Origin of the sequence: Cohnella cholangitidis, assembly GCF_014107495.1 — a bacterium.
In the GTDB taxonomy this organism is placed as follows: domain Bacteria; phylum Bacillota; class Bacilli; order Paenibacillales; family Paenibacillaceae; genus Cohnella; species Cohnella cholangitidis.
In genome coordinates this window covers 4,999,050-5,019,998 of sequence record NZ_CP041969.1, presented here as the reverse complement: position 1 = coordinate 5,019,998, position 20,949 = coordinate 4,999,050, and the positions used below count along the sequence as shown (strand labels likewise).

17 protein-coding genes and 2 pseudogenes are annotated in these 20,949 nt (G+C 52.0%); 4 read left to right on the top strand and 15 right to left on the bottom strand.

Annotated features, from left to right (window positions below; translation table 11 throughout):
• Positions 1-13: 13 nt before the first annotated feature.
• The 6 genes from yfkAB to moaA form a co-directional block, all read right to left on the bottom strand.
• Positions 14-1,168 (bottom strand): radical SAM/CxCxxxxC motif protein YfkAB, encoded by a 1,155-nt coding sequence (gene yfkAB / locus FPL14_RS23040; RefSeq protein WP_182299944.1) that lies wholly within the window; start codon positions 1,166-1,168, stop codon positions 14-16.
• Positions 1,169-1,329: 161 nt separating this feature from the next.
• Complete coding sequence (locus FPL14_RS23035) at positions 1,330-2,445, bottom strand: HD-GYP domain-containing protein (RefSeq protein WP_182299943.1); 1,116 nt, start codon at positions 2,443-2,445, stop codon at positions 1,330-1,332.
• 154 nt (positions 2,446-2,599) lie between these two features.
• On the bottom strand, positions 2,600-3,451 hold the full coding sequence (locus tag FPL14_RS23030) for an undecaprenyl-diphosphate phosphatase (protein WP_182299942.1): 852 nt from the start codon (positions 3,449-3,451) through the stop codon (positions 2,600-2,602).
• Positions 3,452-3,498: 47 nt separating this feature from the next.
• Entirely contained in the window at positions 3,499-4,944 is a 1,446-nt protein-coding gene (locus tag FPL14_RS23025; protein ID WP_182299941.1) for a bifunctional metallophosphatase/5'-nucleotidase, read from the bottom strand.
• Positions 4,941-5,417: a molybdopterin-dependent oxidoreductase gene (locus tag FPL14_RS23020; RefSeq protein ID WP_182299940.1), complete on the bottom strand. Its 477-nt coding sequence runs from the start codon at positions 5,415-5,417 to the stop codon at positions 4,941-4,943. Before FPL14_RS23020 ends, FPL14_RS23025 begins: the two co-directional genes overlap by 4 nt.
• A gap of 12 nt (positions 5,418-5,429) precedes the next feature.
• On the bottom strand, positions 5,430-6,431 hold the full coding sequence (gene moaA / locus FPL14_RS23015; protein ID WP_182299939.1) for a GTP 3',8-cyclase MoaA: 1,002 nt from the start codon (positions 6,429-6,431) through the stop codon (positions 5,430-5,432).
• A gap of 118 nt (positions 6,432-6,549) precedes the next feature.
• Between moaA and FPL14_RS23010 the strand changes: the two genes are divergently transcribed.
• From FPL14_RS23010 to FPL14_RS23000, 3 genes are all read left to right on the top strand, one after another.
• Entirely contained in the window at positions 6,550-7,308 is a 759-nt protein-coding gene (locus tag FPL14_RS23010; protein WP_182299938.1) for a molybdenum cofactor biosynthesis protein MoaE, read from the top strand.
• Positions 7,305-8,351, top strand: a complete 1,047-nt coding sequence (locus tag FPL14_RS23005) for a ThiF family adenylyltransferase (RefSeq protein ID WP_182299937.1) — start codon at positions 7,305-7,307, stop codon at positions 8,349-8,351. Before FPL14_RS23010 ends, FPL14_RS23005 begins: the two co-directional genes overlap by 4 nt.
• A 152-nt stretch (positions 8,352-8,503) precedes the next feature.
• Positions 8,504-9,556 carry an HD-GYP domain-containing protein gene (locus FPL14_RS23000; protein ID WP_182299936.1) on the top strand — a complete coding sequence of 351 codons (1,053 nt, stop codon included), beginning with the start codon at positions 8,504-8,506 and terminating at the stop codon, positions 9,554-9,556.
• Between the two features lie 63 nt (positions 9,557-9,619).
• Here FPL14_RS23000 and FPL14_RS22995 read toward each other — a convergent pair whose 3' ends face one another.
• From FPL14_RS22995 to FPL14_RS22955, 9 genes and pseudogenes are all read right to left on the bottom strand, one after another.
• Complete coding sequence (locus FPL14_RS22995; RefSeq protein ID WP_182299935.1) at positions 9,620-10,585, bottom strand: C40 family peptidase; 966 nt, start codon at positions 10,583-10,585, stop codon at positions 9,620-9,622.
• Between the two features lie 425 nt (positions 10,586-11,010).
• Complete coding sequence (gene sufB / locus FPL14_RS22990; RefSeq protein WP_182299934.1) at positions 11,011-12,408, bottom strand: Fe-S cluster assembly protein SufB; 1,398 nt, start codon at positions 12,406-12,408, stop codon at positions 11,011-11,013.
• Between the two features lie 18 nt (positions 12,409-12,426).
• Positions 12,427-12,875: pseudogene (gene sufU / locus FPL14_RS22985) on the bottom strand (Fe-S cluster assembly sulfur transfer protein SufU).
• Positions 12,859-14,088 carry a cysteine desulfurase gene (locus tag FPL14_RS22980; RefSeq protein WP_182299933.1) on the bottom strand — a complete coding sequence of 410 codons (1,230 nt, stop codon included), beginning with the start codon at positions 14,086-14,088 and terminating at the stop codon, positions 12,859-12,861. The pseudogene sufU and the gene FPL14_RS22980 overlap by 17 nt, the downstream one beginning before the upstream one ends.
• Before the next feature lie 2 nt (positions 14,089-14,090).
• Entirely contained in the window at positions 14,091-15,395 is a 1,305-nt protein-coding gene (gene sufD, locus FPL14_RS22975) for a Fe-S cluster assembly protein SufD (protein WP_182299932.1), read from the bottom strand.
• A gap of 17 nt (positions 15,396-15,412) precedes the next feature.
• On the bottom strand, positions 15,413-16,192 hold the full coding sequence (gene sufC, locus FPL14_RS22970; protein WP_182299931.1) for a Fe-S cluster assembly ATPase SufC: 780 nt from the start codon (positions 16,190-16,192) through the stop codon (positions 15,413-15,415).
• Positions 16,193-16,374: 182 nt separating this feature from the next.
• Positions 16,375-16,941, bottom strand: coding sequence for a DUF1802 family protein (locus FPL14_RS22965; RefSeq protein WP_182299930.1), 567 nt, complete (start codon positions 16,939-16,941; stop codon positions 16,375-16,377).
• Positions 16,942-16,991: 50 nt separating this feature from the next.
• Positions 16,992-18,338, bottom strand: coding sequence for a DUF4179 domain-containing protein (locus tag FPL14_RS22960; protein WP_182299929.1), 1,347 nt, complete (start codon positions 18,336-18,338; stop codon positions 16,992-16,994).
• Positions 18,328-18,864 carry a sigma-70 family RNA polymerase sigma factor gene (locus FPL14_RS22955; protein WP_182299928.1) on the bottom strand — a complete coding sequence of 179 codons (537 nt, stop codon included), beginning with the start codon at positions 18,862-18,864 and terminating at the stop codon, positions 18,328-18,330. Before FPL14_RS22955 ends, FPL14_RS22960 begins: the two co-directional genes overlap by 11 nt.
• Positions 18,865-19,130: 266 nt before the next feature.
• Between FPL14_RS22955 and FPL14_RS22950 the strand changes: the two are divergent.
• A pseudogene (locus FPL14_RS22950) lies at positions 19,131-20,884 on the top strand (alpha-glycosidase).
• Positions 20,885-20,949 lie beyond the last annotated feature (65 nt).

Below are 20,949 nucleotides of genomic sequence, written 5' to 3'. Positions count from 1 at the left end.
AAGGCTCGATGCCTTAGGGGATTGCAAGCCTTTTGGTAAAATCGACTTCTCGATAATACATATCGGATACGAGTAAATTAGGACCGCAACAGCTTGCGCTCGGGCAATGGCAATTCACGGCTTGCTGCATCGGATGCTCCCGCCATTTGGCGAATACATCGTCTAACTTTTCGTTATGAATATTTCCGAATGATGGCACCGAGGCAAAGTCCGTAACGTAGACGTCTCCGCTGAATATATTTACGTTTACCCGATTTCGTCCATCCGGATCATTGCGAACGGTAACGTTAGTTTCTTCCCTTAGCCTTTTTACTAACCGCCGCTCCACTTCATTTTCGCTGCAAGCGAAGAAGGGCAAAGTGCCGAACAACATCCAAACGTTCGGATCGCGGGTGTTCAATAGCGTCTCCACGGCTTCGAACATTTGCTTGCGGGTAATAGCGGGAAGACCCGAAGCGAAGGAACTGGGGTACATAGGATGTACCTCATGACGCAGGCAACCCATCTCGACAATGATCCGATGGATATCCGATATCTTGTTATACGTTCTAAAGTTGATCATGGATTCAGCGGAGACGAATAAACCGCCTTCGGCAAGCTTCCGCGAGTTCTCGATCATTCGCTCGTACATCTTGGCCGTCGCCGCCGGTTTGACTTCGCGGCCTGTCCGGGCGAATCCGACCTGATGGAAGTCCGCCGCTTCCGTATAATTAAAAGATATGTGCATGACATCCAAAAAAGGCGCGATAAGCTCGTATCTTTCGTAATCCATCGTGACGTTCGAGTTCAACTGCGTGCGCACCCCGCGGGTTCTCGCGTACTTCAATACGGGTATAATCACGTTGCGGACCGTGTCCATGCTGAAAGTCGGTTCTCCGCCGGTCATGCTGATCGTCTCTAGGTGCTCGACTTCGTCTAGTCTTTTGAAAATCAGCTCCAGCGGAATATTCGGCGCCTCTTTCATCGTCAGGCTATCTCCGACCGCGCAATGCTCGCATCTCATATTGCACAAATGGGTGACGGTTAATTCGACGCTCGTAAGCTCATGGCGTCCGAACCGTTGCAGCGAACGGATCGGATCCCAAGGATCGTACGAAGGGTTTAAAGCTCTCCAGCCTGATGGCGGCGCGAACGGAGCCACTGCAGCCGGTTGGGAAATTGCTTGCATTTGTTCATACTCCTGTCGTTTGTTACGTTCCTTTTATTGTACTGGTCGAGAGGAATAAAAACAAACTCTTAATAAAGTTCGATAGTTCAACGATCGGTAAAATAAAACAAGCTAACCCTTCGCAGTATCCACACTGCTTCAGGGTCAGCCGTTAAACTCCGTCATGCGGGCTGCGAACTCATTTCGTCCGAGTTCAGCTCGATTTTCGAAATCAAGACGTTAAGATGCTTCGACAAGTCCATATCGAACGGCACCTTAAGCTCCATGCCTTCTTCGTCGGTAAGGACGCGGATGACGGGGCGATGGACGCACGTCGAATTAATGTCGCTGACGACCGCGCTTTGTCCCGTATTAAGCTTTACCGTAATTCCGATGGGATAAATGGCTACCTTATCCCGGAACAATTGCAGCTTCGAGGTATCGTACAGTATGTCGCTGCCGGCGTACAATGCCTCCACCGCTTGGTGCGGAAGCATAGCATCGCGATAGACTCTGTGGCTGGTCATGGCATCGTAAGAATCCACGATGCCGATCCATTTGGCGTACTCATGGATTTCATCGCCTTTGATCCCTCTCGGGTAACCGGAACCGTTAATCCGCTCGTGGTGCTGGTAAGCGCAATGGGCCGCCAGCAAAGGAATGTTAGGCTCGTCTTTGAGCAGATAATAGCCGCGTTCCGCATGCCGCTTCATCTCTTCGAACTCGTAAGCCGATAGCTCTCCCGGCTTCAGCAACACCTGCATGGAAATTTGGGTTTTGCCGATGTCGTGCAGCATCGCTCCAAGCCCCAACGTCATCAGTTGCTCATTGTCATAACCGCTGGCGATGCCAAGCAGAGTCGAATATACGCACACGTTCAACGAATGCATATACAAATAATGATCTACCGTATGCAAATTCATCAGCATGATCATCGCGTCTTTGCTGCTGCCAAGTTCGTCCATAATTTGTTGCATCGCGTTGCGCATGTTTCGTCCGATGTAAGGATATGTTGCGGATTTGTTGCGACGAGGAAAATCGACGAACTCACGGAAAGCGTGACGAATCGCTTGAATCGTGTTTCGTTGCGTTTCTTCGCTCAGCAGCTCCGGTACGACCAAGTCGTCCAATCTCGCATCTTGGATATACAGGAAACTGACACCGCAATCTCCCAATCGGCGGATGAGCGACGACGTCAGCTCGACCCCTTCGGCCAATAACACGATGCCGTCATCGGAGTAAATTTTCTTGGCCAGTTTCATGCCCGGCCGACTTAGAGAAATCGGCATCATGCGCATTTCTTCATTTCCCCCCTTTTACTGGAAATTTTCAACTTGAATTCTAGACCGTTATTCTTAACATCGGAAGTCCGACTCGATTATTTAAGAGTTTTCAATATAGATATATCACTTTTTTCCACATAAATCGACATAATTCATCATGCGGCAGTTTCTATCTCATGATAAAAACGTAGAATAGAGCGGCAATCACAAAACGATACCAAGCGAAATATTTTAATTTAAACTTCTGCAAAGCTTTTAAAAACGCAACGACGACGATCCATGCCACGAGGAAAGAAACGATAAATCCGGTCAATAAAAATCCAACGTCGATCGCGCCCGAACGGAAGTTATCTATATTGCTTAGTACTTCATAACCCGTCGCGACCGTCATGATCGGAATCGCGATGAAAAACGAAAAATCCGCGGATGCCCGATAGCTTACGCCGCCTAACATCCCGGCCGCAATGGTGGATCCCGATCTGGAGAAACCCGGCCAGACGGCGGATACGCACTGCAACACCCCGATCAGCAGCGCTTGCTTGTACGAAATGTCATCCATCGTCTCCGCCGTTCGTTTGATTTTGCCCGAATCGTACAACGCCTCGGTCACCCACATGTAAATACCGCCGACGACGAGCGCCCATAGAACCGGCGCGGTATGGAAGCCGATCTCTTTAATGTAATCGCGGAAGAGGAAGGCGATTCCGAGCGGCGGAACGATACCCAATGCGACATGAACGAGATTCAAGCGACGCTTCGGAAAAGCATCGACGGAAAGCCCTTGAACGGTTTCCTTTTTGCCAAGACCGAATACTTGCAAAATCTTCTGACGGTACACTAGCGCGATCGCAAGAATCGCGGCGAACTGGATAACGATCTCGAACGTCTTAAGCTGTTCGGGCGTTTCCTCGTAGCCTAGCAGCTTATTCGTAAGGATCATGTGTCCCGTTGACGATACCGGCAGAAACTCGGTTAATCCTTCTACGATGCCTAGAATAATAGAATCGAACCAATGCAGCATGACTGCCCTTCACTCCTAACCTTGGATAAACTCTGAATTTGGGTCATTTATTTTTGCTCCTGACCCGCAAGCCTCCAGCGAGGCAAACGGCAGTCTTGGATCATCTGCTGTTCATTTAGCGCCTTGGCCAGCACGTCCCTAATGAATTCCGGCAAAAAGTAACGAACGTCTTGCCCTTCTTTCAATCCGATATAACCGACTCCGAACGTAAACATATCCAGTGTTCCGACGGAATACGTTCGCGACTCCTCAAGCGGAACGCCATTGACCTTGACTTCCGCGATTCGACGGTAAGGCGCCTGAGCCAGGTCCGCTATAATCTCCAGCCCGTCTACGCACAATGTTCCCAGTACTTTCCCCCGAAAGCCGAATCCTCGAAATTCAAGTCCTTGAAACTCGGGCAGCAAGCTCTCTTCTAACGATCTAACGATCGAGCTCCCGAGCAGCTGAATAACGCACGGGTTAATCGGCGAAGGACAGATCGCATGTATCATCTCTTCGGTAACCGGACCGGCAGGCAATCCCTCGAGAAATTGTCCCGCGTTCACGAGCCCGATCTCGGCCGAAGTTAACCGCCTTACCGCGCTTGCGAGCAATGTCGGCAAAGGCGATTCCTGATCCAGCCGCAATTCGATCGGTTGCGCCAAATTCGCGATCTGACGGTTCAGCTTCCGTTTGGCCTGCAAGCGATAGCTCTCGATGAGTCGATCCAAGCCCGGTTCGCGGGGAAACGTCTCCGTCGCCCGACTCCCGCCCGATATCTTGATCAACTTATGATCGGAGCCGAACTCAAGCTCCAGATGTCCGACATGGGCACCGAATTTCCCGGCAGCGCAAATGGTCGTTGTTCCGATCTGCAAAGGGACCTCGAGCAAATGATGGGTATGCCCTCCCAAAATAAGATCGATGCCTTCGACGGTAGAAGCGATGTTCTCGTCGTGACGCAAGCCAAGATGGGACAATAAGATCAAAACGTCGACTTCGCCTCGCAGAAGATTGGCTTCCGATCTCAAGGCGGCCATTGGATCCGCCGCTTTCCAGCCTAGCAGGTCGTAATAATCGTTGTATGGCGCGGTTAGCCCGATGATCCCGATTCGCACGCCCGATTTCGTGATTTTAAGCGACGGCACCATCCAGGAGGGGCATTGTCCGGATTGCTGAAGCTTCATATTGGAGCACACGAGCGGAATCGGCAACCCTTGGAATAGTACATCCAACTCGCCGGGAGTATAACTTAATCCTTCATTGTTGCCGAGAGTAACCGCATCGTAACCTATATATTCGATCACCGCGCGATTCACGGCGCCTTTGGTGCCTTCGGTCTCCATCCGCGCGCGGTCGAGAAAATCGCCGCAATCGATCGCGATCAGATTATCCGGCTCTACCCGGTTTCTGACTTGCGCGAAATAACCGGCGATCCGGGAGACCTCTTCGAAATGGCTGTGAGTATCGTTCGTATGCAACAGGGTTAGCGTTAGTTTCGTCTCGCTCATCGGGTTTTCAACCCTTTGATCATCAGATCCGGTGAAACTTCGTTTAGAAAACCGTACTTCGCTTCCTCTCCCAGCGCGGCGTCGGTTGCGAAACGTATGGAAACGACGCTTTTCACGTTTAGGCACGCGCTTGTTCCATCCGGAACGTATAAACGCAGCGGTTTCCCTTTGACGAGCGGTTGTCCGTCGATCGCGTATTGAAACAGGGCGTTGTCTAATTGCTGCCAAGGAATGGTCGCTTGGAATTCGTCGGCCGCCCTTACGATAAGATGAGTCGGTTCCTCTGGCGTCGGATTCCCGTCGGCAACGTTCAAGCGAACGTAAGCGCGGTACCACTTAAGCAAATCAAAGCCTTCTCCGACTGTTCCGGGAACGCGCGCGCTGACGGGGAAAAGCTCATTCGACAGTTCCGCCATCGCTACCGGCGTCGTCTCGGACTTCTCTTCATTCGGCAAAATAACGATTACGGACAAGTGTCTTCTCTCCTAACCGCCGATTTGCGACATCCGCCGCTCCGTCGGCACATGGCTTTGTTTGTCTCCCGCAAGCAATGCGGCCATTTCATGATTTTCCGGCTTAATGTCCATCGCCTTCAGGAACAACTGCTCCATCGCTTCCGGAGAGCCGAGCGCAGGTTTGACATTCAGCTCGTCAACCCAATACAAACACGGTTTAATATGACCGTCCGCGGTCAATCTCAACCTGTTGCAGCTTTTGCAGAAATGCTCGCTTATCGGATGGATGAGCCCGAACGATCCCGCGCCGCCGACGATTTTCCAATTCTCGGAAGGCCCGCTTCCCATCGGTCCTTCTTCCTGAACAAGCTCGTAGCCCAAGCGCGCCGCCTCTTCCAACACTCTGGAGAGCGGAAGATAGTGTTTCCTCCAGCCATCGTCATCGTGTCCGATCGGCATGTATTCAATAAATCGGATATGCATCGGTTGTTCCATCGACAGCTTGAGGAACCGTCCGATTTCATCCTCGTTGATTCCTTTGAGCAGCACGCAATTAAGCTTAATCGGGTTTAATCCCGCTTCAACCGCCGCTTCGATTCCTTCCCATACTTTATCAAGGTTCCCGCGACGGGCGATAAATTTGAACCGGGCGGAATCCATCGTATCCAAGCTAATATTCACGCGCTTAAGTCCCGCTTGCTTAAGCTTCGCGGCCTGAGGAGCCAATAACAATCCATTGGTCGTCAGAGATATATCGTCCACGCCGGGCAAAGCCGACAAGCCGGCGATCAGCTCTTCCAGTCCGGGCCTGACGAGCGGCTCTCCCCCGGTAATCCTGAATTTGCGAATGCCGAGCTTGGCGGCGCTGGCCGCGACTTCAATAATCTGAGAGTAAGACAGCAATTTTTCCTGCTCCATAAAAACCATGCCTTCTTCGGGCATGCAATACAGGCATCGCAAGTTGCATCTATCCGTTACGGAAATACGCAAGTAGGTGTGTTTTCTTCCGAACCGATCTATTAAGTCTGGCATCTCGACTCTCTCCTTCGGTGCCGTTTCTGGTGTCCTTCTAGCATAACATTTTCGCAAGCGATATGGTATGCTTGGTAAGTAATGTTCAACGTTTCGCGGGAGGAAGTTGTAAATAAAGATGACAAACATTTGGACGATCTCATTATTCGCAGGACTTGCCGAACGATTAGGAACGCGCGCCATTCAACAAGATTGGGAAGACTCCCGGCTTACGGCAGGACAGATCAAGCAGAAGCTTGCAGCTCAATATCCCGAACACGCGGATATTCTATCCGTATGTTTCTTGGCGCAAAATCAATCCTATGCCGGCGACGACACTCTCGTAAGCAGCTCGGACGAGCTCGCTTTGCTGCCTCCGGTCTCGGGAGGTTCGGACGGCGGCACGATCGCGGACGACGGTATCGGCGAAGAGCCGCGGTACGTCATAACCGAAAGCGATATAGACGTAAATAGCATTTTAGCCAAGGTGTACCATCCCGACCACGGAGCCGCTATCGCTTTCGTTGGCACGACTAGAGAATGGACGGCGGGACAGCGGACCGTCACTTTGGAATACGAAGCGTACATCCCCATGGCCGAGTCGGCTTTAGCCCAGATCGGCGAAGAAATATCCGCGCGTTGGCCTGGCACGCTGTGCGCCATATCCCATCGGATCGGCACTGTCGGGATCGGGCAGATCAGCGTCGTCATCGCCATCTCTTCCTCCCATCGGGCCGCTTCTTACGAAGCGAGCCGTTATGCGATCGAACGGTTGAAGCAGAAGGTGCCAATATGGAAAAAAGAAATTTACGAGGACGGTACGGAGTGGAAAGGCCATCAGTTGGGACCTTGGAATCCGATCGCTTCGCTTGACGGAGCTGGAGGAGAGGAACAATGACTAGCGCCGGCAAGGATTCGCGTTACGCCAGGCAAGCGCGATTTTCGGCGATCGGGGAACAAGGGCAGGAGCGCTTGCTTGGTTCCCACGCGGCTATCGTCGGAGTCGGCGCTTTAGGCTGCGTAATCGCCAACCACTTAGCCCGGGCAGGCGTGGGTAAGCTCACCCTGATCGATAGGGATATCGTGGATCGAAGCAATTTGCAGCGGCAGCTTCTTTATGACGAGACGGACGCGGCTGGCGGCACTCCGAAAGCGATCGCCGCCGCTTCCCGGCTATCTGCCGTCAATAGCGGAATTAACCTGGTTCCCCGCGTGGCGGACTTATCTTCCTTCAACGCGGAAGCGCTTCTATCCGGAGCCGACGTTATCGTCGACGGAACGGACAATTTCAGCGTTAGATATTTAATTAACGAGTTCAGCGTCAAACATCGGATTCCATGGATATACGGCGGAGCGGTCGGCGCCTCCGGCATGTCGCTTACGGTCGTTCCCGGGTCGACTCCATGCTTGCGTTGCCTGTTTCCGGAGCCTCCTCCGGGAGGCTCGCTGGATACATGCGAAACGGCGGGAGTGCTCTCTCCTATCGTGGACACGATAGGTTCCGTTCAAGTCATGGAAGCGATCAAGCTGCTGACGGGCCAGCCTGAAGCTCTGCACGGCTCTCTGTTGCAGATCGACCTCTGGCAGCATAATTGGCAATCTTTATCCGTCCAAGGAGCCAGGAAGATTTCCTGCCCCGTTTGCGGCGAGCGCCGTTTCGCATTGCTGGACGAGGAAAAGCAGAGCGAAACCATGACCGCATCCCTTTGCGGACGCAATACGGTTCAAGTGTCGCCGGGAACCCCCTTATCCTTGGACCTGCGATCGATAGAGCTGCGGTTCGGCAAAGCCGGACGTACCGAACTCAATCCTTACTCCTTAAGATTGCACTTACCTGACGGAATGACTTTCTTGCTCTTCTCGGACGGGCGCGCGCTCGTCATGGGCACGGACGATCCCTTGCTGGCCAGGCGGATTTACGCTGAGCTAATGGGTGAATGATGAAATTTGCGGAATCCCTGAAATTAAATTAACGCCTTAAAGAATCTACCAACAATTTATTGCAAGAAAACGCTTAACTTGGTAGCATAGGAATTGGGAAGAATTTCATCGAAAATCGTCGTTTCTTCACGATAACCTTATCGAGGTGTCATATGAGAGTTCATATTACGGATGTGCGTTCGGGAGACCAATTATCCGAAGATATATTTAACTCCTTCGGGTTACACGTCCTTTCCAAAGGGACCGTTCTTAACGAAAAAGAATTATCTCGTATGTACCAACACCAGATTGATTTCGTCGAAATCGAATGGCGCCCCGGCAACGCGCCTTTTCAAGCCGAAGAAGAGCCTGCGCCTTCTACTTACAATCCGCTGCTTCGCCCGCTCTACCACGACGCGGTAGCCGGAGCCGAGCAGTTGTTCGAACGCGCTCTGGAGGAAGGGCGTATTTACGAGGACGATGTCAAAGAAAGTTTCCAGCCTCTCGTCGAGAACTTCCGCGCGGAACGCGATGTCGTCTCTTTATTGCTGATGCTTAATAGCCAAGACGACTACACTTACCAGCATTCCGTACAAGTAGGCATGCTTAGTTACTACATAGCGCGTTGGCTGGGCTGGGACGAGGAAGCGACCGTACGGGCCGGCAAAGCGGGATTTCTGCATGACATCGGCAAATGCAAGATCGCCGAAACGATTCTTAATAAACCTACCAAGCTCTCGGACGAAGAATACAACGAAATCAAAAACCATCCTCAATTCGGATACGATATCCTGAAAAACTCCTTCGACGACAACGCAATCGCTCTAGCCGCTTTGCAGCATCACGAACGAATGGACGGCAAAGGCTATCCGCACGGACTTTCGGGAGATCAGATTCATCCGATGGCCAAAGTCGTTGCCGTGGCAGACGTCTATAGCGCTATGATATCTTCTCGGGTATACCGCGAGAAAAGAGATCTGCTGCACGTTTTACGGGAGATGTTCGAGCTAAGCTTCCGGGAGCTCGATCCGGATATCACCCATACTTTTATCCGTCATATGGTTCCCAATTTTATCGGCAAGAGCGTTGAATTATCGACTGGAGAAATCGGAACGATCGTCATGACCCATCCGACCGACTTTTTCCGGCCGCTCGTACAAGTCGGCGATCAATTTCTCGATCTGTCCGTGAAACGGAATTATGAAATCAAACACGTTCATGCTTAAATAACGTAAGGCAATTCCCGAGCCGCGGGCTCAAGGAATTGCCTTTTATTGTTGTTCCGGAAATTACAAATAGCGTTTGGCGTACAAAAAGGTATCTTTCCAGTAGGCTTTGTTGATCGGAGTAATTTGAACTCCGTCTTGCGGCTTAGGGCTCGCATGAATCATATTCCCGTTGCCCATGTAGATGCCTACATGCCCTACCGTTTCATTGCTCTTGAAACGCCCGGGCACATAGAAGAACAACAAATCGCCGACTTCAAGCTTATCTCTGTCGACATAATGTCCTTTCTCGGCTTGCGCTCTAGCTATTCTTGGCAGGTCTACATCGAACTGGTCGAAGACGTAGCGAGTAAACGACGAGCAATCGAAAGTTCCGGTTTGTTTGTACGCGCCTGTACCGAACTCGTATTTGATCCCCAGAAATTTCTTGGCGAACGCGATCATTCGCGAATCTTCGCTTGCCGCATTCATAATTCCTTCCGAATCCGCCGCTAAAGCGGGTTTCGTAGGCCGGGCATCCGCGAAATCCAAATTACGGCCGTTCGCTCCCGTTTCGTTAGGCGACGGCTTGGGGAAAAAGGCGACATCGTCCGGTTCGACAGTAAACACCGTTACGTCTCCGAACAGCTTCTGCAATGCAGCAACGGGAATGTACAAATGATTATTGTCTTTGATCGCCGAAGCCGGCATTTCAACTTTATTGTTGGCAACCGTTACCGTGCTGTCTCCCGTTTTGAATAACCATGCCGCATCGTAGTCGCCTACTCCGTACGTCCCGTCCCGCAACCAGGCTCCGTGATACCCCGTTGCTTGGGCAAGATCGTCTAGAGAAACATAGCCCGTATTTTGCAAGTTTTGGATCGGTACGATGTGCCGGCCTTCCGTCAAATCCGCCGGAGATTGTCCGTTGGACTGAACCTTGACCGGACCGGAATGCTGCTTAAGATTCATCGTATCGCCTGGATTCTGGACGCAGCCGGCCAACAAGGTCAGGAATGTTGCTAACGATAACGTTCTGGTGAGCTTCATGGAGTTTAATCCGCCTTCCAAGTAGATAGTCATTCACCTATAGAATGGCGTTGCGGCTTACCTTTTATGCCCGCTATGCAACCTTTGAGATTAAAGTACGTATATTTCACGAAAGAGGAACAAGAATAAAAAGGAGCGGTTTACGATGAGATATCATGCTGGCGGCGCTTCGCTCTCATGCCCATGTTGCGGAAACGATACCTTTGATAAAGACTACCGGCAACTGAATTCAAGGGGAGCGACTTTTTTCGGATTAGATTGGGCAAACAAAAATGCCACCATACTCGTCTGTCGAAAATGTACGCATATCGCTTGGTTTATGTCGGAGCCTGACGAATCGAAATAACGAGCCGCTGCCATAAAGAAAATCCCGTCCAGCCACTTAAGGCCGGACGGGATTTCATTTTATTAACGTTATATTTTACTTAACCGATCGAACCTTCCATCTCGAACTTAATCAGACGGTTCATCTCGACCGCGTATTCCATCGGCAGTTCTTTGGTGAACGGCTCGATGAAGCCCATAACGATCATTTGCGTAGCATCCGCTTCCGATAATCCGCGGCTCATCAGATAGAACAGTTGGTCTTCCGATACTTTGGACACCGTCGCTTCGTGCTCTAGCGTAATGTTGTCGTTCATGATTTCGTTGTAAGGAATCGTATCGCTCGTCGATTGGTCGTCGAGAATGAGCGTATCGCATTTAATGTTCGATTTCGCGCCTTCCGCGTTGCGTCCGAAAGAGGCAAGACCGCGGTACGTCACTTTACCGCCGTGCTTGGAGATCGATTTGGATACGATCGTCGAGCTCGTGTCCGGCGCCAAGTGAATCATTTTAGCGCCCGCGTCTTGGTGCTGGCCTTTGCCTGCAACCGCGATGGAGAGTACCATGCCTTTCGCTCCGCGTCCTTTCAGAACGACGGCCGGGTATTTCATCGTCAGCTTGGAACCGATGTTGCCGTCGACCCATTCCATCGTCGCGTTCTCTTCCGCAACCGCGCGTTTCGTAACGAGGTTGTAGATGTTGGGCGCCCAGTTCTGGATCGTCGTGTAACGGACGCGGGCGTCCTTCTTGACGATAATCTCAACGACCGCGCTGTGAAGCGAGTTCGTGCTGTATACCGGAGCCGTACAACCTTCGACATAGTGAACGGAGCTGCCTTCGTCCGCGATGATCAGCGTACGCTCGAATTGGCCCATGTTCTCGGAGTTGATGCGGAAGTAGGCTTGAAGCGGAACCGTACATTGAACGCCTTTCGGTACGTAGATAAAGCTTCCGCCCGACCATACCGCGCTGTTAAGCGCCGCGAATTTGTTATCGGCTGGGGGAATGACCGTGCCGAAGTATTCTTTGAAAATTTCCGGATGCTCGCGGATAGCGGTGTCGGTATCCATGAAGATAACGCCTTGCTTCTCCAGATCCTCTTGCATGCTGTGGTAGACAACCTCGGACTCGTACTGGGCCGATACCCCCGCCAAGAACTTCTGTTCCGCCTCGGGAATACCTAGCTTATCGAACGTAGCCTTGATTTCTTCCGGAACCTCTTCCCACGTTTTCCCTTGTTTCTCGGATGGTTTGACGTAGTATTGGATGTCCTCGAAATCCAGATCGTCCATGTTGCCGCCCCATTTAGGCATTTCCATCTTGCGGAATTGCTCCAACGATTTGAGGCGGAATTTCAGCATCCATTCCGGCTCGCCTTTCATTTCCGAGATCGTGCGGACGATCTCTTCGGTCAGGCCTTTACCGGATTGGAAAATCGCTTTATGCTCATCGCGAAACCCGTATTTGTACTCTTCCATCTCGGGCATTTGCTTAGCCATAACGTTCAACCTCCTTGTTTATTCTTCAATGCCTTCATGCTTGCCTTCTCCGTGCTCTACGCCTTTGCGAAGCGCATTCCAAGCGAGCGTCGCGCATTTGATCCGCGCAGGAAACTTATTGACCCCGACAGCGCCTCGACGTCTTCGTAATCTTCGAATTCGACGGGCTCGCCTTTCATCAGGGAGGAAAACTTATCCGCTAGCTTGAGCGCTTCTTCGCTCGTCTTGCCCATGACCGCTTCCGTCATCATCGAAGCCGACGACATGCTGATCGAACAGCCTTCTCCGGTAAACTTAACGTTTCGGACAATCCCGTCCTCGAGTTGAAGCTGAAGGGAAATCCGATCGCCGCAGGTCGGATTGTTCAAGTTAACCGTAACGGAGCCTTCTTCTAGCTCGCCGCGATTTCTCGGCGTTTTATAGTGATCCATAATGACGCGGCGGTACAAATCATCTAATTGACTCATAACCGAAAAACTCCTTTGTTTTAACCAAGGACTCGGCCAGCCGGTCGATATCTTGCTCGGTGTTGTATAAATAAAAGCTCGCTCTCGCCGTCGCGCTCACTTTCAGCCATCTCATGAGCGGCTGGCAGCAATGATGCCCTGCGCGAACGGCAATTCCGTCGGTATCCAGCACGGTCGCGACGTCATGGGGGTGAACATCCCCCAGATTGAAGGTCACGAGCCCGGCCCGTTCTTCGCGCGGTCCGTAGATCGTCAAGCCTTCAATAGCGGAAAGCCTCTCCATAGCATACCGGGTTAGCTTTTTCTCATGCTGGTCGATATTGTGAAGGCCGACCTGCTCGAGGAAATCGATCGCCGCGCCTAATCCTACGGCGCCTGCGATAATCGGCGTACCGCCTTCGAATTTCCAAGGCAGCTCCTTCCATGTCGAATCGTGCAGCTCGACGAAATCGATCATCTCGCCTCCGAACTCCACGGGCTCCATACGTTCAAGCAATTGCGCTTTCCCGTATAATGCCCCGATTCCGGTCGGTCCGCACATTTTATGGCCGGAGAACGCGTAGAAGTCCACGTCGAGCGCTTGTACGTCCACTTTAAGATGCGGAGTGCTTTGCGCGCCGTCAACGACGATAATCGCGCCTTTACGGTGAGCGATCTCGGCGATCCGGGCAATCGGATTGACGGTGCCGAGCACGTTGGAGACGTACGTGATGGCGACGATTTTCGTCCGCTCAGTCACGGTAGCTTCTACGTCCTCGAGCGTAATCGTCCCATCCGGTTGCAACGGAATGTACTTCAGGGTGGCTCCCGTAGCCTTGGCGGCTTGCTGCCAAGGGATCAAGTTGCTATGATGCTCCATCGGTGTAATGACGATTTCGTCGCCCTCGCGAAGCGTCTGGCGGGCATAGCCGGAAGCTACGATATTCAATGCCGTCGTCGTTCCGCGCGTGAAAATAATCTGGCGGGAAGCGGGAGCATTGAGGAACCGGGCGACTTTCTCCCTTGCTCCTTCATAGGCGTCCGTCGCCCTCGAGCCTAGCGTATGAACTCCGCGGTGCACGTTGGCGTTGTCCCACTCGTAGTAGCGTTTAACCGCTTCGATAACGGATCGCGGCTTCTGTGTCGTAGCCGCATTATCCAGGTATACGAGCGGATGACCGTTAATATCTTGATGAAGAATCGGAAATTCCGATTTCAACGCGATGGGATCCATAGTTAGCCCAGCTTTCTTTCGAGGATGCGGTGCAATTGCTCGCGCAGCCCTTCCAGCGGAATTTCGGAAACGACCGGATCAAGGAATCCGCGAATGATCAAACGTTCCGCTTCGCTGCGAGAGATACCCCTTGACATCAAATAGTATATTTGGTCGGCGTTCACTTGGCCGACGCTGGCCGCATGGCCCGCTTTTACGTCGTCTTCGTCGATCAATAGAATCGGGTTGGCGTCTCCGCGCGCTTTCGGGCTCAACATCAGAACTTTCTCCGTCTGCTGGCCGTTCGCTTTCGTTGCGCCCTTCTCGATCTTCGTGATGCCGTTAATGATCGCGGTCGCTTCTTCTTTCATGACGGCACGGGTAATCATGTCGCTCTCGGTCGAACGGCCGAAGTGAACGGCTTGCGTAGTCAAGCTCATCCGCTGGCTTCCCGTTCCGACGGAAATGATCTTCGAATCGGAAGTCGAGCCGTTGCCCTTAAGCACCGATTTCGTGTCCGTAACGGAATTGCCGTTATGCAAGTCTCCGATGATCCATTCGATGCGAGCATCGTTATCTAAGACGGCGCGACGGTATGCAATGTCGATCGCGCTATTGTCCATCTGATGAACTGCCGCGTACTGGACAACCGCTCCCGCTTTGGCGAATACTTCTACCGCGCTGTTATGAAGCAGCGTTGCCGTCGAATCCCCTAAAGAGGACGCAAGCTGTTCTACGAAGGAGACGCGGCTGTTGCTATCCGCGATCACGAGAATATGCGGCATGAATGTCGCTTCCGCGTCGTCCGCGAACAGAAGCGCTTGAATAGGAGCTTCGATCGTTACGTTGCGAGGCACGTACAAGAATACCCCGCCGTTCCATAACGCCGCGTGCACCGCCGCCAGCTTGTGCTCGTCTTTCGTATATGCGGTCATAAAATGTTTGCGGAACAGCTCTTCATGATTCCGCGCGGCATCCTCTATGCTAGTCAAGATAACGCCTTGCGCTTTCAATTCATCGGACAACTGGGTAAAGACAACGGAAGAGTTGTGCTGCACGATCAACGTGCCTGCATGATCTTCCGGAAGCAGCGCCGTAATGGCGGCCGGCAAATCGGATACGGACAATACGGTCTGTCCGGGACGGTTCGTGCCGTATTGGTCTAACGTCCAGCGGGTAAGCGGGAGCTTCTCCGGCTTCGGCAAATTCAATTCCGTCGCCAATTGTCCGGCTTCTTCGCGCTGAGCGACGAGCCATGCCGGTTCATTCTTGCTGCGAGCCAACGCGGCAGCCGCTTCCCGGCCGAAGGAGGTGGTAGGTGTACTCATGATTGCTATGCCCCCTCTTAAGCCTGGCCGACGGTCTCGTCGACGATGCCCAGTTCTTCTTTAACCCAATCGTATCCTTCGGCTTCCAGACGGTGAGCCAGCTCCGGCCCGCCGGATTTCACGATGCGCCCTTGCATCATGACGTGCACGAAGTCAGGCGTAATATAGTTCAACAAACGTTGGTAGTGAGTGATGATCAGGAAACCGCGATCCTCGGAACGCATGGCGTTAACGCCTTCGGCTACGATGCGGAGAGCATCGATATCGAGACCGGAATCGATTTCGTCCAGAATGACGAGCTTAGGCTCGAGCAACATCATTTGCAAAATTTCGTTCCGTTTTTTCTCGCCGCCGGAGAAACCTTCGTTCAGGTAACGGTGCATGAACTCGGGGTTCATTTCCAGTTCCTTCATTTTCCCTTCCATTTGGCGCACGAATTTAATCAAGGAGATCTCGTTGCCTTCTTCGCGACGAGCGTTGATAGCGCTGCGCAGGAAGTCCGCGTTCGTCACGCCCGTAATTTCGCTAGGATATTGCATTGCCAAGAACAGGCCCGCGCGCGCGCGCTCGTCCACGCCCATCTCTAGCACGTCTTCGCCGTTAAGCGTTACGGAACCGTCCGTTACTTCATATTTGGGATGGCCCATGAGCGCGGATGCCAACGTACTTTTACCCGTACCGTTGGGGCCCATGATCGCATGAACTTCGCCGCCTTTGATCTTAAGATCGATCCCCTTCAAAATCTCTTTGCCCTCTATGGACGACTTCAAACCTTGAATTTCGAATTGAGTAGACATACTTAACCTCCAAGTTTCTATGAGGATTTATAGAAGTCAAAGCTGCAACTAAAATAAATCCTTATTTATAATCATTTTAATTTGATTCTCACTGATTCTCAATAACAATTTTATGAAAGAAACGGCAAAAAAGCAAACCGGGCCTCTTCCGCATGGGTAAGAGGTCCGGAATGGCCGTTCCGTTAACCGTTTATTCGCTTCCTCACCGCATTGGCCTGCTGCTCGAAGTCTCTATCGTTCAGCACCGGCTTCATCGTCGCCGACGAAATATCTTCAATGCTTATCCAAGATTTGCAGCCGCCGTAGCTTTCCTTCATCGGAATCGTTTGCGGCGTATCCAATTTGTACACTCTAAGCACTAGAACGTGCAGAGGTTTCGTCTTCTTCCATTTCAATCGTTCTTCCGCGTAATCCTCGGTCCAGATGTGCAGTCCGTCCAGCCTCTGCAGCGTCTCTACGTCCGTCACCTCAATATCCTCGATCACTTCCGCATACGAGGCTATGCGTACTTGGCCGTCCAGTTCCTCCGCCTCGGCTTGCGTCAGACCGACCATCCCGCTCGCTTCCGGTTTGACCAGATTCGCTCTTTGGTGCTCGAAGGAAGGGAATAAATAAAACCGCGGGCTCTCCAACCTGAATTCCTTGGTCTCTTCGGAAATCCCGCCTTTGCGCAAGACGATGACTTGCCGGCCTTCCTCCAGCGCCTTGACTGCTACCGCCCATTCCCTGAGCGCGATCGGATTGTCCATTCTGAGCTGCTCCCCTTTGCCTCAACAATAATGGTTTCATTATAGCACAGTTACCGTTGAGGGAGGTCGACTCTAAGCTCGAGCTCGGGAATGTAAGTCCGCGGATATGTAGGTCGGGTTAGAAAAGTCAGCTTAGCATCTTCGGGAATCGGCTTGAATTCGACCGAGCCGTCCGATCCAAACGACAGAACCGGAAGCAATTTGCCGTTCTCGTCTTGAATGGCAAACCCTCCGCTCACCGATGTCGACTTCGAATGTACGATCGTTTTGTCCGCCAAATATTCCAATCCCGTAACGTACATCTCTCGCCCTTCCCCAAGAGGCAAGACAAGCGGCTCGTCTTCCGTCGGCTGCTTCAGCATCGGAGTGTGGAAGAGATCCTTTACCTCTATTTTCTTACTATTTCGAAAGTCCTCGTAAAAGGGGCGAATAATCAATGCTTGCGTTCCGCTAGCCACGGGACCTAAGTCCATATAACCCAATGAAGTAACGTTATCTGCGATATGGCTTCCGTAATGGATTCCTTTGTCATCCGTCACTTCTACGCCGAACCAGGATGACTTGTTCTTACCCCCCCCCTCGAAGCGATATTCCACTTGAGAAGATATCCGAGAAAGCACAATCCGATTCAATTCCAGAGTGCCCTCATCCGTCGTCTTCATTAAGTCGGACGTAACGACGGTCATGTCCGGGGTTTTGGACACCGGAATGTTCAACGACCAGTTACCGGCTTGATTGCCGATTCTCGTAACTTCCAATTTTAAGTTAAAGGATTCCGGACGATAGTCCGAGTAGGCTAGTTTCCAAGAGTTAATAGCCCCCTCGTATTGATCCGAATCCAACTTCTCGTAACGATGCTGTAGTTGCTCATAATTTTCCGAGGATGAGATGTACCCCACTTTTCCAATATCGCGACTATCCATTGCCAGAATAGCATCCATCATATATCCGTCAATTTCTTTATCCGACTGAACGGAGTATCGTATGGCCATCTCGGACCCGTCATAAGTAACGTCGCGCACCATTAACGTAATTCCTTGATCCGTCACGGCCGGACCGTTCTTTTCCATATTCGCATCATGGATCAACGAGCCCAGTACGGGAGTCCGAATGAATTCCGATCGTTGCTCGACCGTGCTATCGGGTGGCAATTTCGCGATTTCCGAAGGCTGATCCTTGGCAAATAAAACATAGCTCGCGACCGCGCCTCCGATAACCGCGATGGACGCGACCGCAACCGCCAGCCTGCGAATCCGTTGCGTTCCCCGCTTTAGCGCGTCCCGCGTCGGCAAGGCTTGCAGCGTTTCTTCCATTCGTTGCGCAACGCTCCAAGGCATGTTCGACGGCATAGCCGGCCTCTCGTTTCGAAGCAGCGCGTCCAATTCGTTAGAACTCATAACCGACTTCCCCTCTCTCCGGCAAATTCAGCCACTTAGCCAAATAACGTCTAGCCCGATACAATCTCGATTTCAACGTTCCTTCGGAAACGTCCATCATCTCGGCGATTTGCGCGAGCGGCATATCCGCGAAATAATGCAGCTTAACCAACAATCGCAACGGCTCTTCCAACCTCTCCACGGCTTGCCGCAAATCCAGATCGCTCTCCGCCGACTGCGCGGCTCTCTCCGGTAGATTATCCGATAGCGTCGTCCGCTTCTGCTTACGGTAAATTTGTTGGCATTCGTGAATCAATATCCGCATTATCCATGTTCGAAAATAAGCCGGCTCCCGTAGCTTCGGAACGCCGCGGTAGGCTTTCAGGATCGCCTCTTGAATCGCGTCGGCGCAATCTTCGTCCTTGCTCAGCAGAGTCCTGGCCATCCCGTAAAGCTCGTTTTGCATCTCGCGAACAAGCCTCGCGAAGGCGTCCCGATCGCCGGAACAAGCCAGCTGCACGTCTGTTTTCCATGCCAGTTCCGACATAACGTTCCCCTCTCTTTTGCGTATTTATGACGATCTTAATGTTTCCTATCCGTTAGATGTCGGAGCGGCAATCTCGGTTCATTTTATTTAGAAGATTCCATTTCGACTCATTATAGCGTATAATGGGTTCATTAAATCTAAAGGCCCTGTTGCCCAGTCAAACGACGATAGGCACAACCTCGGAGCGAATGTTCCTTGGTTGCGCCTATTTTTTGTTATGTTGGGAATTATCGTGCCCTATTTATTCAAACAAAGGAGCTCATCTCATGCAAAAAGAAGCTATTTACCACCGTCCTAAGAACAATTGGTCTTATGCCTACGATCGCGAAACGATTCATGTGCGCATTCGCACCAAACGAGATGACGTCGAGTCCGTTACCCTTATCCACGGAGACAAATACATTTGGCCGACTCTTGGTTCGCAAACTTCCGCAATGAAGATCATTTCCCAAGATAACCTGTTCGATTATTGGCAGGCTGAGATCAAGCCGACATATCGCAGGCTGAAATACGGCTTTAAGTTTCAATCCGGAACGGAAACGATCTGGTTAAACGAGCAAGGGTTCCACGATAGCGAGCCGGATAACCTGAATCTGTATTTCGAATATCCGTTCCTTAATCCGGCGGACGTGTTCGCTCCTCCTGCTTGGGTGAAAGACGCGGTTTTCTATCAAATCTTCCCGGAACGATTCGCGAACGGAGATCCGTCCATTAATCCGAGCAACGTGGAGCCTTGGGGAGGAGTGCCTACTCCTCACAATTTTTTCGGAGGAGACTTGCAAGGCATTATCGATCATCTCGACCATCTGACTGATCTAGGAATTAACGCGATTTATTTTAATCCGTTGTTCGAAGCCGTTACCAATCACAAATACGATACGATGGATTATATGAAGATCGACCCGCACTTCGGGACTAACGAGAAAATGAAAGAGCTGGTGCAAGCCTGCCATGAACGCGGGATCAAAGTGCTGCTGGATGCCGTATTCAACCACAGCGGCGGCATGTTCCCTCCGTTCCTCGACGTGAAGGAGAAAGGGCCGACTCCCGATACGCGGACTGGTTCCATGTAAGGGAGTTCCCGCTTGAGGTCCGGGATCGCGTGCCGACTTACGATGCATTCGCCTTCGAGCCGCATATGCCTAAGCTCAACACGGAGAACGCCGCCGTTCAGGAATATTTGCTCGAGGTTGCCCGGTATTGGATCGAAGATATCGGCGTTGACGGCTGGCGCTTGGACGTAGCCAACGAAGTGGATCACCGCTTCTGGAGAAAATTCCGCGACGTAGTCAAGGCCGCCAATCCGGAAGCGTATATTCTCGGGGAAATCTGGCACGATTCCCAGCCATGGCTAGCCGGGGATCAATTCGATGCCGTTATGAACTATCCTTTGACCGAAGCCGTCATCGATTATGCGGTTAAAGATACCCGAGACGGCCGCCAGTTCGCCGATTTGGTCGGTTATTTGCATGCCGCTTACCCGCAGCAAGCATCCGAAGTCGCGTTTAACTTGCTGGGAAGCCACGATACGCCGCGGTTGCTTACCGTCTGCAATGAAGACAAACGCCGAATGAAGCTGGCTTACGCCATTCCGTTTACGCTTACGGGTACGCCGTGTATCTATTACGGAGACGAGATCGGTCTTACGGGAGAGCACGATCCAGGCTGCCGCAAATGCATGGAATGGGATACATCCAAGCAAGATCGGGATTTGTTCCGATTTTTCGCTGACTTGGTGAAGCTGCGCAACGATCATCGCGCCTTGCGGGATGGAAGCTACCGACTGCTATACTCGGAGCCCGGCGATAAATCGGTTGCGTATGCGCGCGAAGCGGACGGAGAAAAATTCATCGTCGTGCTGAACGCAAGCGAGAGCGGCAGTTCCGTGCCTATCCCCGTGGATGGCAGCGAAACCTCCGCTTACCGAGTCGTGTTCGGCGACGGCGTCCTGAGCGCGTCGGCCGGCATGCTGAGAGTATCCGTTCCAGCGATCGGATTTGCCGTCTTGCAACTGAAGTAGACCGGCCATTGTTCGAACCTTGGAACGCATGAAAGCTGTGCCCCTCTTCTCATCATGAGCAGGGA

What these genes read in the sequence shown, in the direction of transcription:
- yfkAB (WP_182299944.1), bottom strand. Translation starts at nt 1,168, where the DNA reads ATGCAAGCAATTTCCCAACCGGCTGCAGTGGCTCCGTTCGCGCCGCCA.
- FPL14_RS23035 (WP_182299943.1), bottom strand. Translation starts at nt 2,445, where the DNA reads ATGCGCATGATGCCGATTTCTCTAAGTCGGCCGGGCATGAAACTGGCC.
- FPL14_RS23030 (WP_182299942.1), bottom strand. Translation starts at nt 3,451, where the DNA reads ATGCTGCATTGGTTCGATTCTATTATTCTAGGCATCGTAGAAGGATTA.
- FPL14_RS23025 (WP_182299941.1), bottom strand. Translation starts at nt 4,944, where the DNA reads ATGAGCGAGACGAAACTAACGCTAACCCTGTTGCATACGAACGATACT.
- moaA (WP_182299939.1), bottom strand. Translation starts at nt 6,431, where the DNA reads ATGCCAGACTTAATAGATCGGTTCGGAAGAAAACACACCTACTTGCGT.
- FPL14_RS23010 (WP_182299938.1), top strand. Translation starts at nt 6,550, where the DNA reads ATGACAAACATTTGGACGATCTCATTATTCGCAGGACTTGCCGAACGA.
- FPL14_RS23005 (WP_182299937.1), top strand. Translation starts at nt 7,305, where the DNA reads ATGACTAGCGCCGGCAAGGATTCGCGTTACGCCAGGCAAGCGCGATTT.
- FPL14_RS23000 (WP_182299936.1), top strand. Translation starts at nt 8,504, where the DNA reads ATGAGAGTTCATATTACGGATGTGCGTTCGGGAGACCAATTATCCGAA.
- FPL14_RS22995 (WP_182299935.1), bottom strand. Translation starts at nt 10,585, where the DNA reads ATGAAGCTCACCAGAACGTTATCGTTAGCAACATTCCTGACCTTGTTG.
- sufB (WP_182299934.1), bottom strand. Translation starts at nt 12,408, where the DNA reads ATGGCTAAGCAAATGCCCGAGATGGAAGAGTACAAATACGGGTTTCGC.
- FPL14_RS22980 (WP_182299933.1), bottom strand. Translation starts at nt 14,088, where the DNA reads ATGGATCCCATCGCGTTGAAATCGGAATTTCCGATTCTTCATCAAGAT.
- sufD (WP_182299932.1), bottom strand. Translation starts at nt 15,395, where the DNA reads ATGAGTACACCTACCACCTCCTTCGGCCGGGAAGCGGCTGCCGCGTTG.
- sufC (WP_182299931.1), bottom strand. Translation starts at nt 16,192, where the DNA reads ATGTCTACTCAATTCGAAATTCAAGGTTTGAAGTCGTCCATAGAGGGC.
- FPL14_RS22965 (WP_182299930.1), bottom strand. Translation starts at nt 16,941, where the DNA reads ATGGACAATCCGATCGCGCTCAGGGAATGGGCGGTAGCAGTCAAGGCG.
- FPL14_RS22960 (WP_182299929.1), bottom strand. Translation starts at nt 18,338, where the DNA reads ATGAGTTCTAACGAATTGGACGCGCTGCTTCGAAACGAGAGGCCGGCT.
- FPL14_RS22955 (WP_182299928.1), bottom strand. Translation starts at nt 18,864, where the DNA reads ATGTCGGAACTGGCATGGAAAACAGACGTGCAGCTGGCTTGTTCCGGC.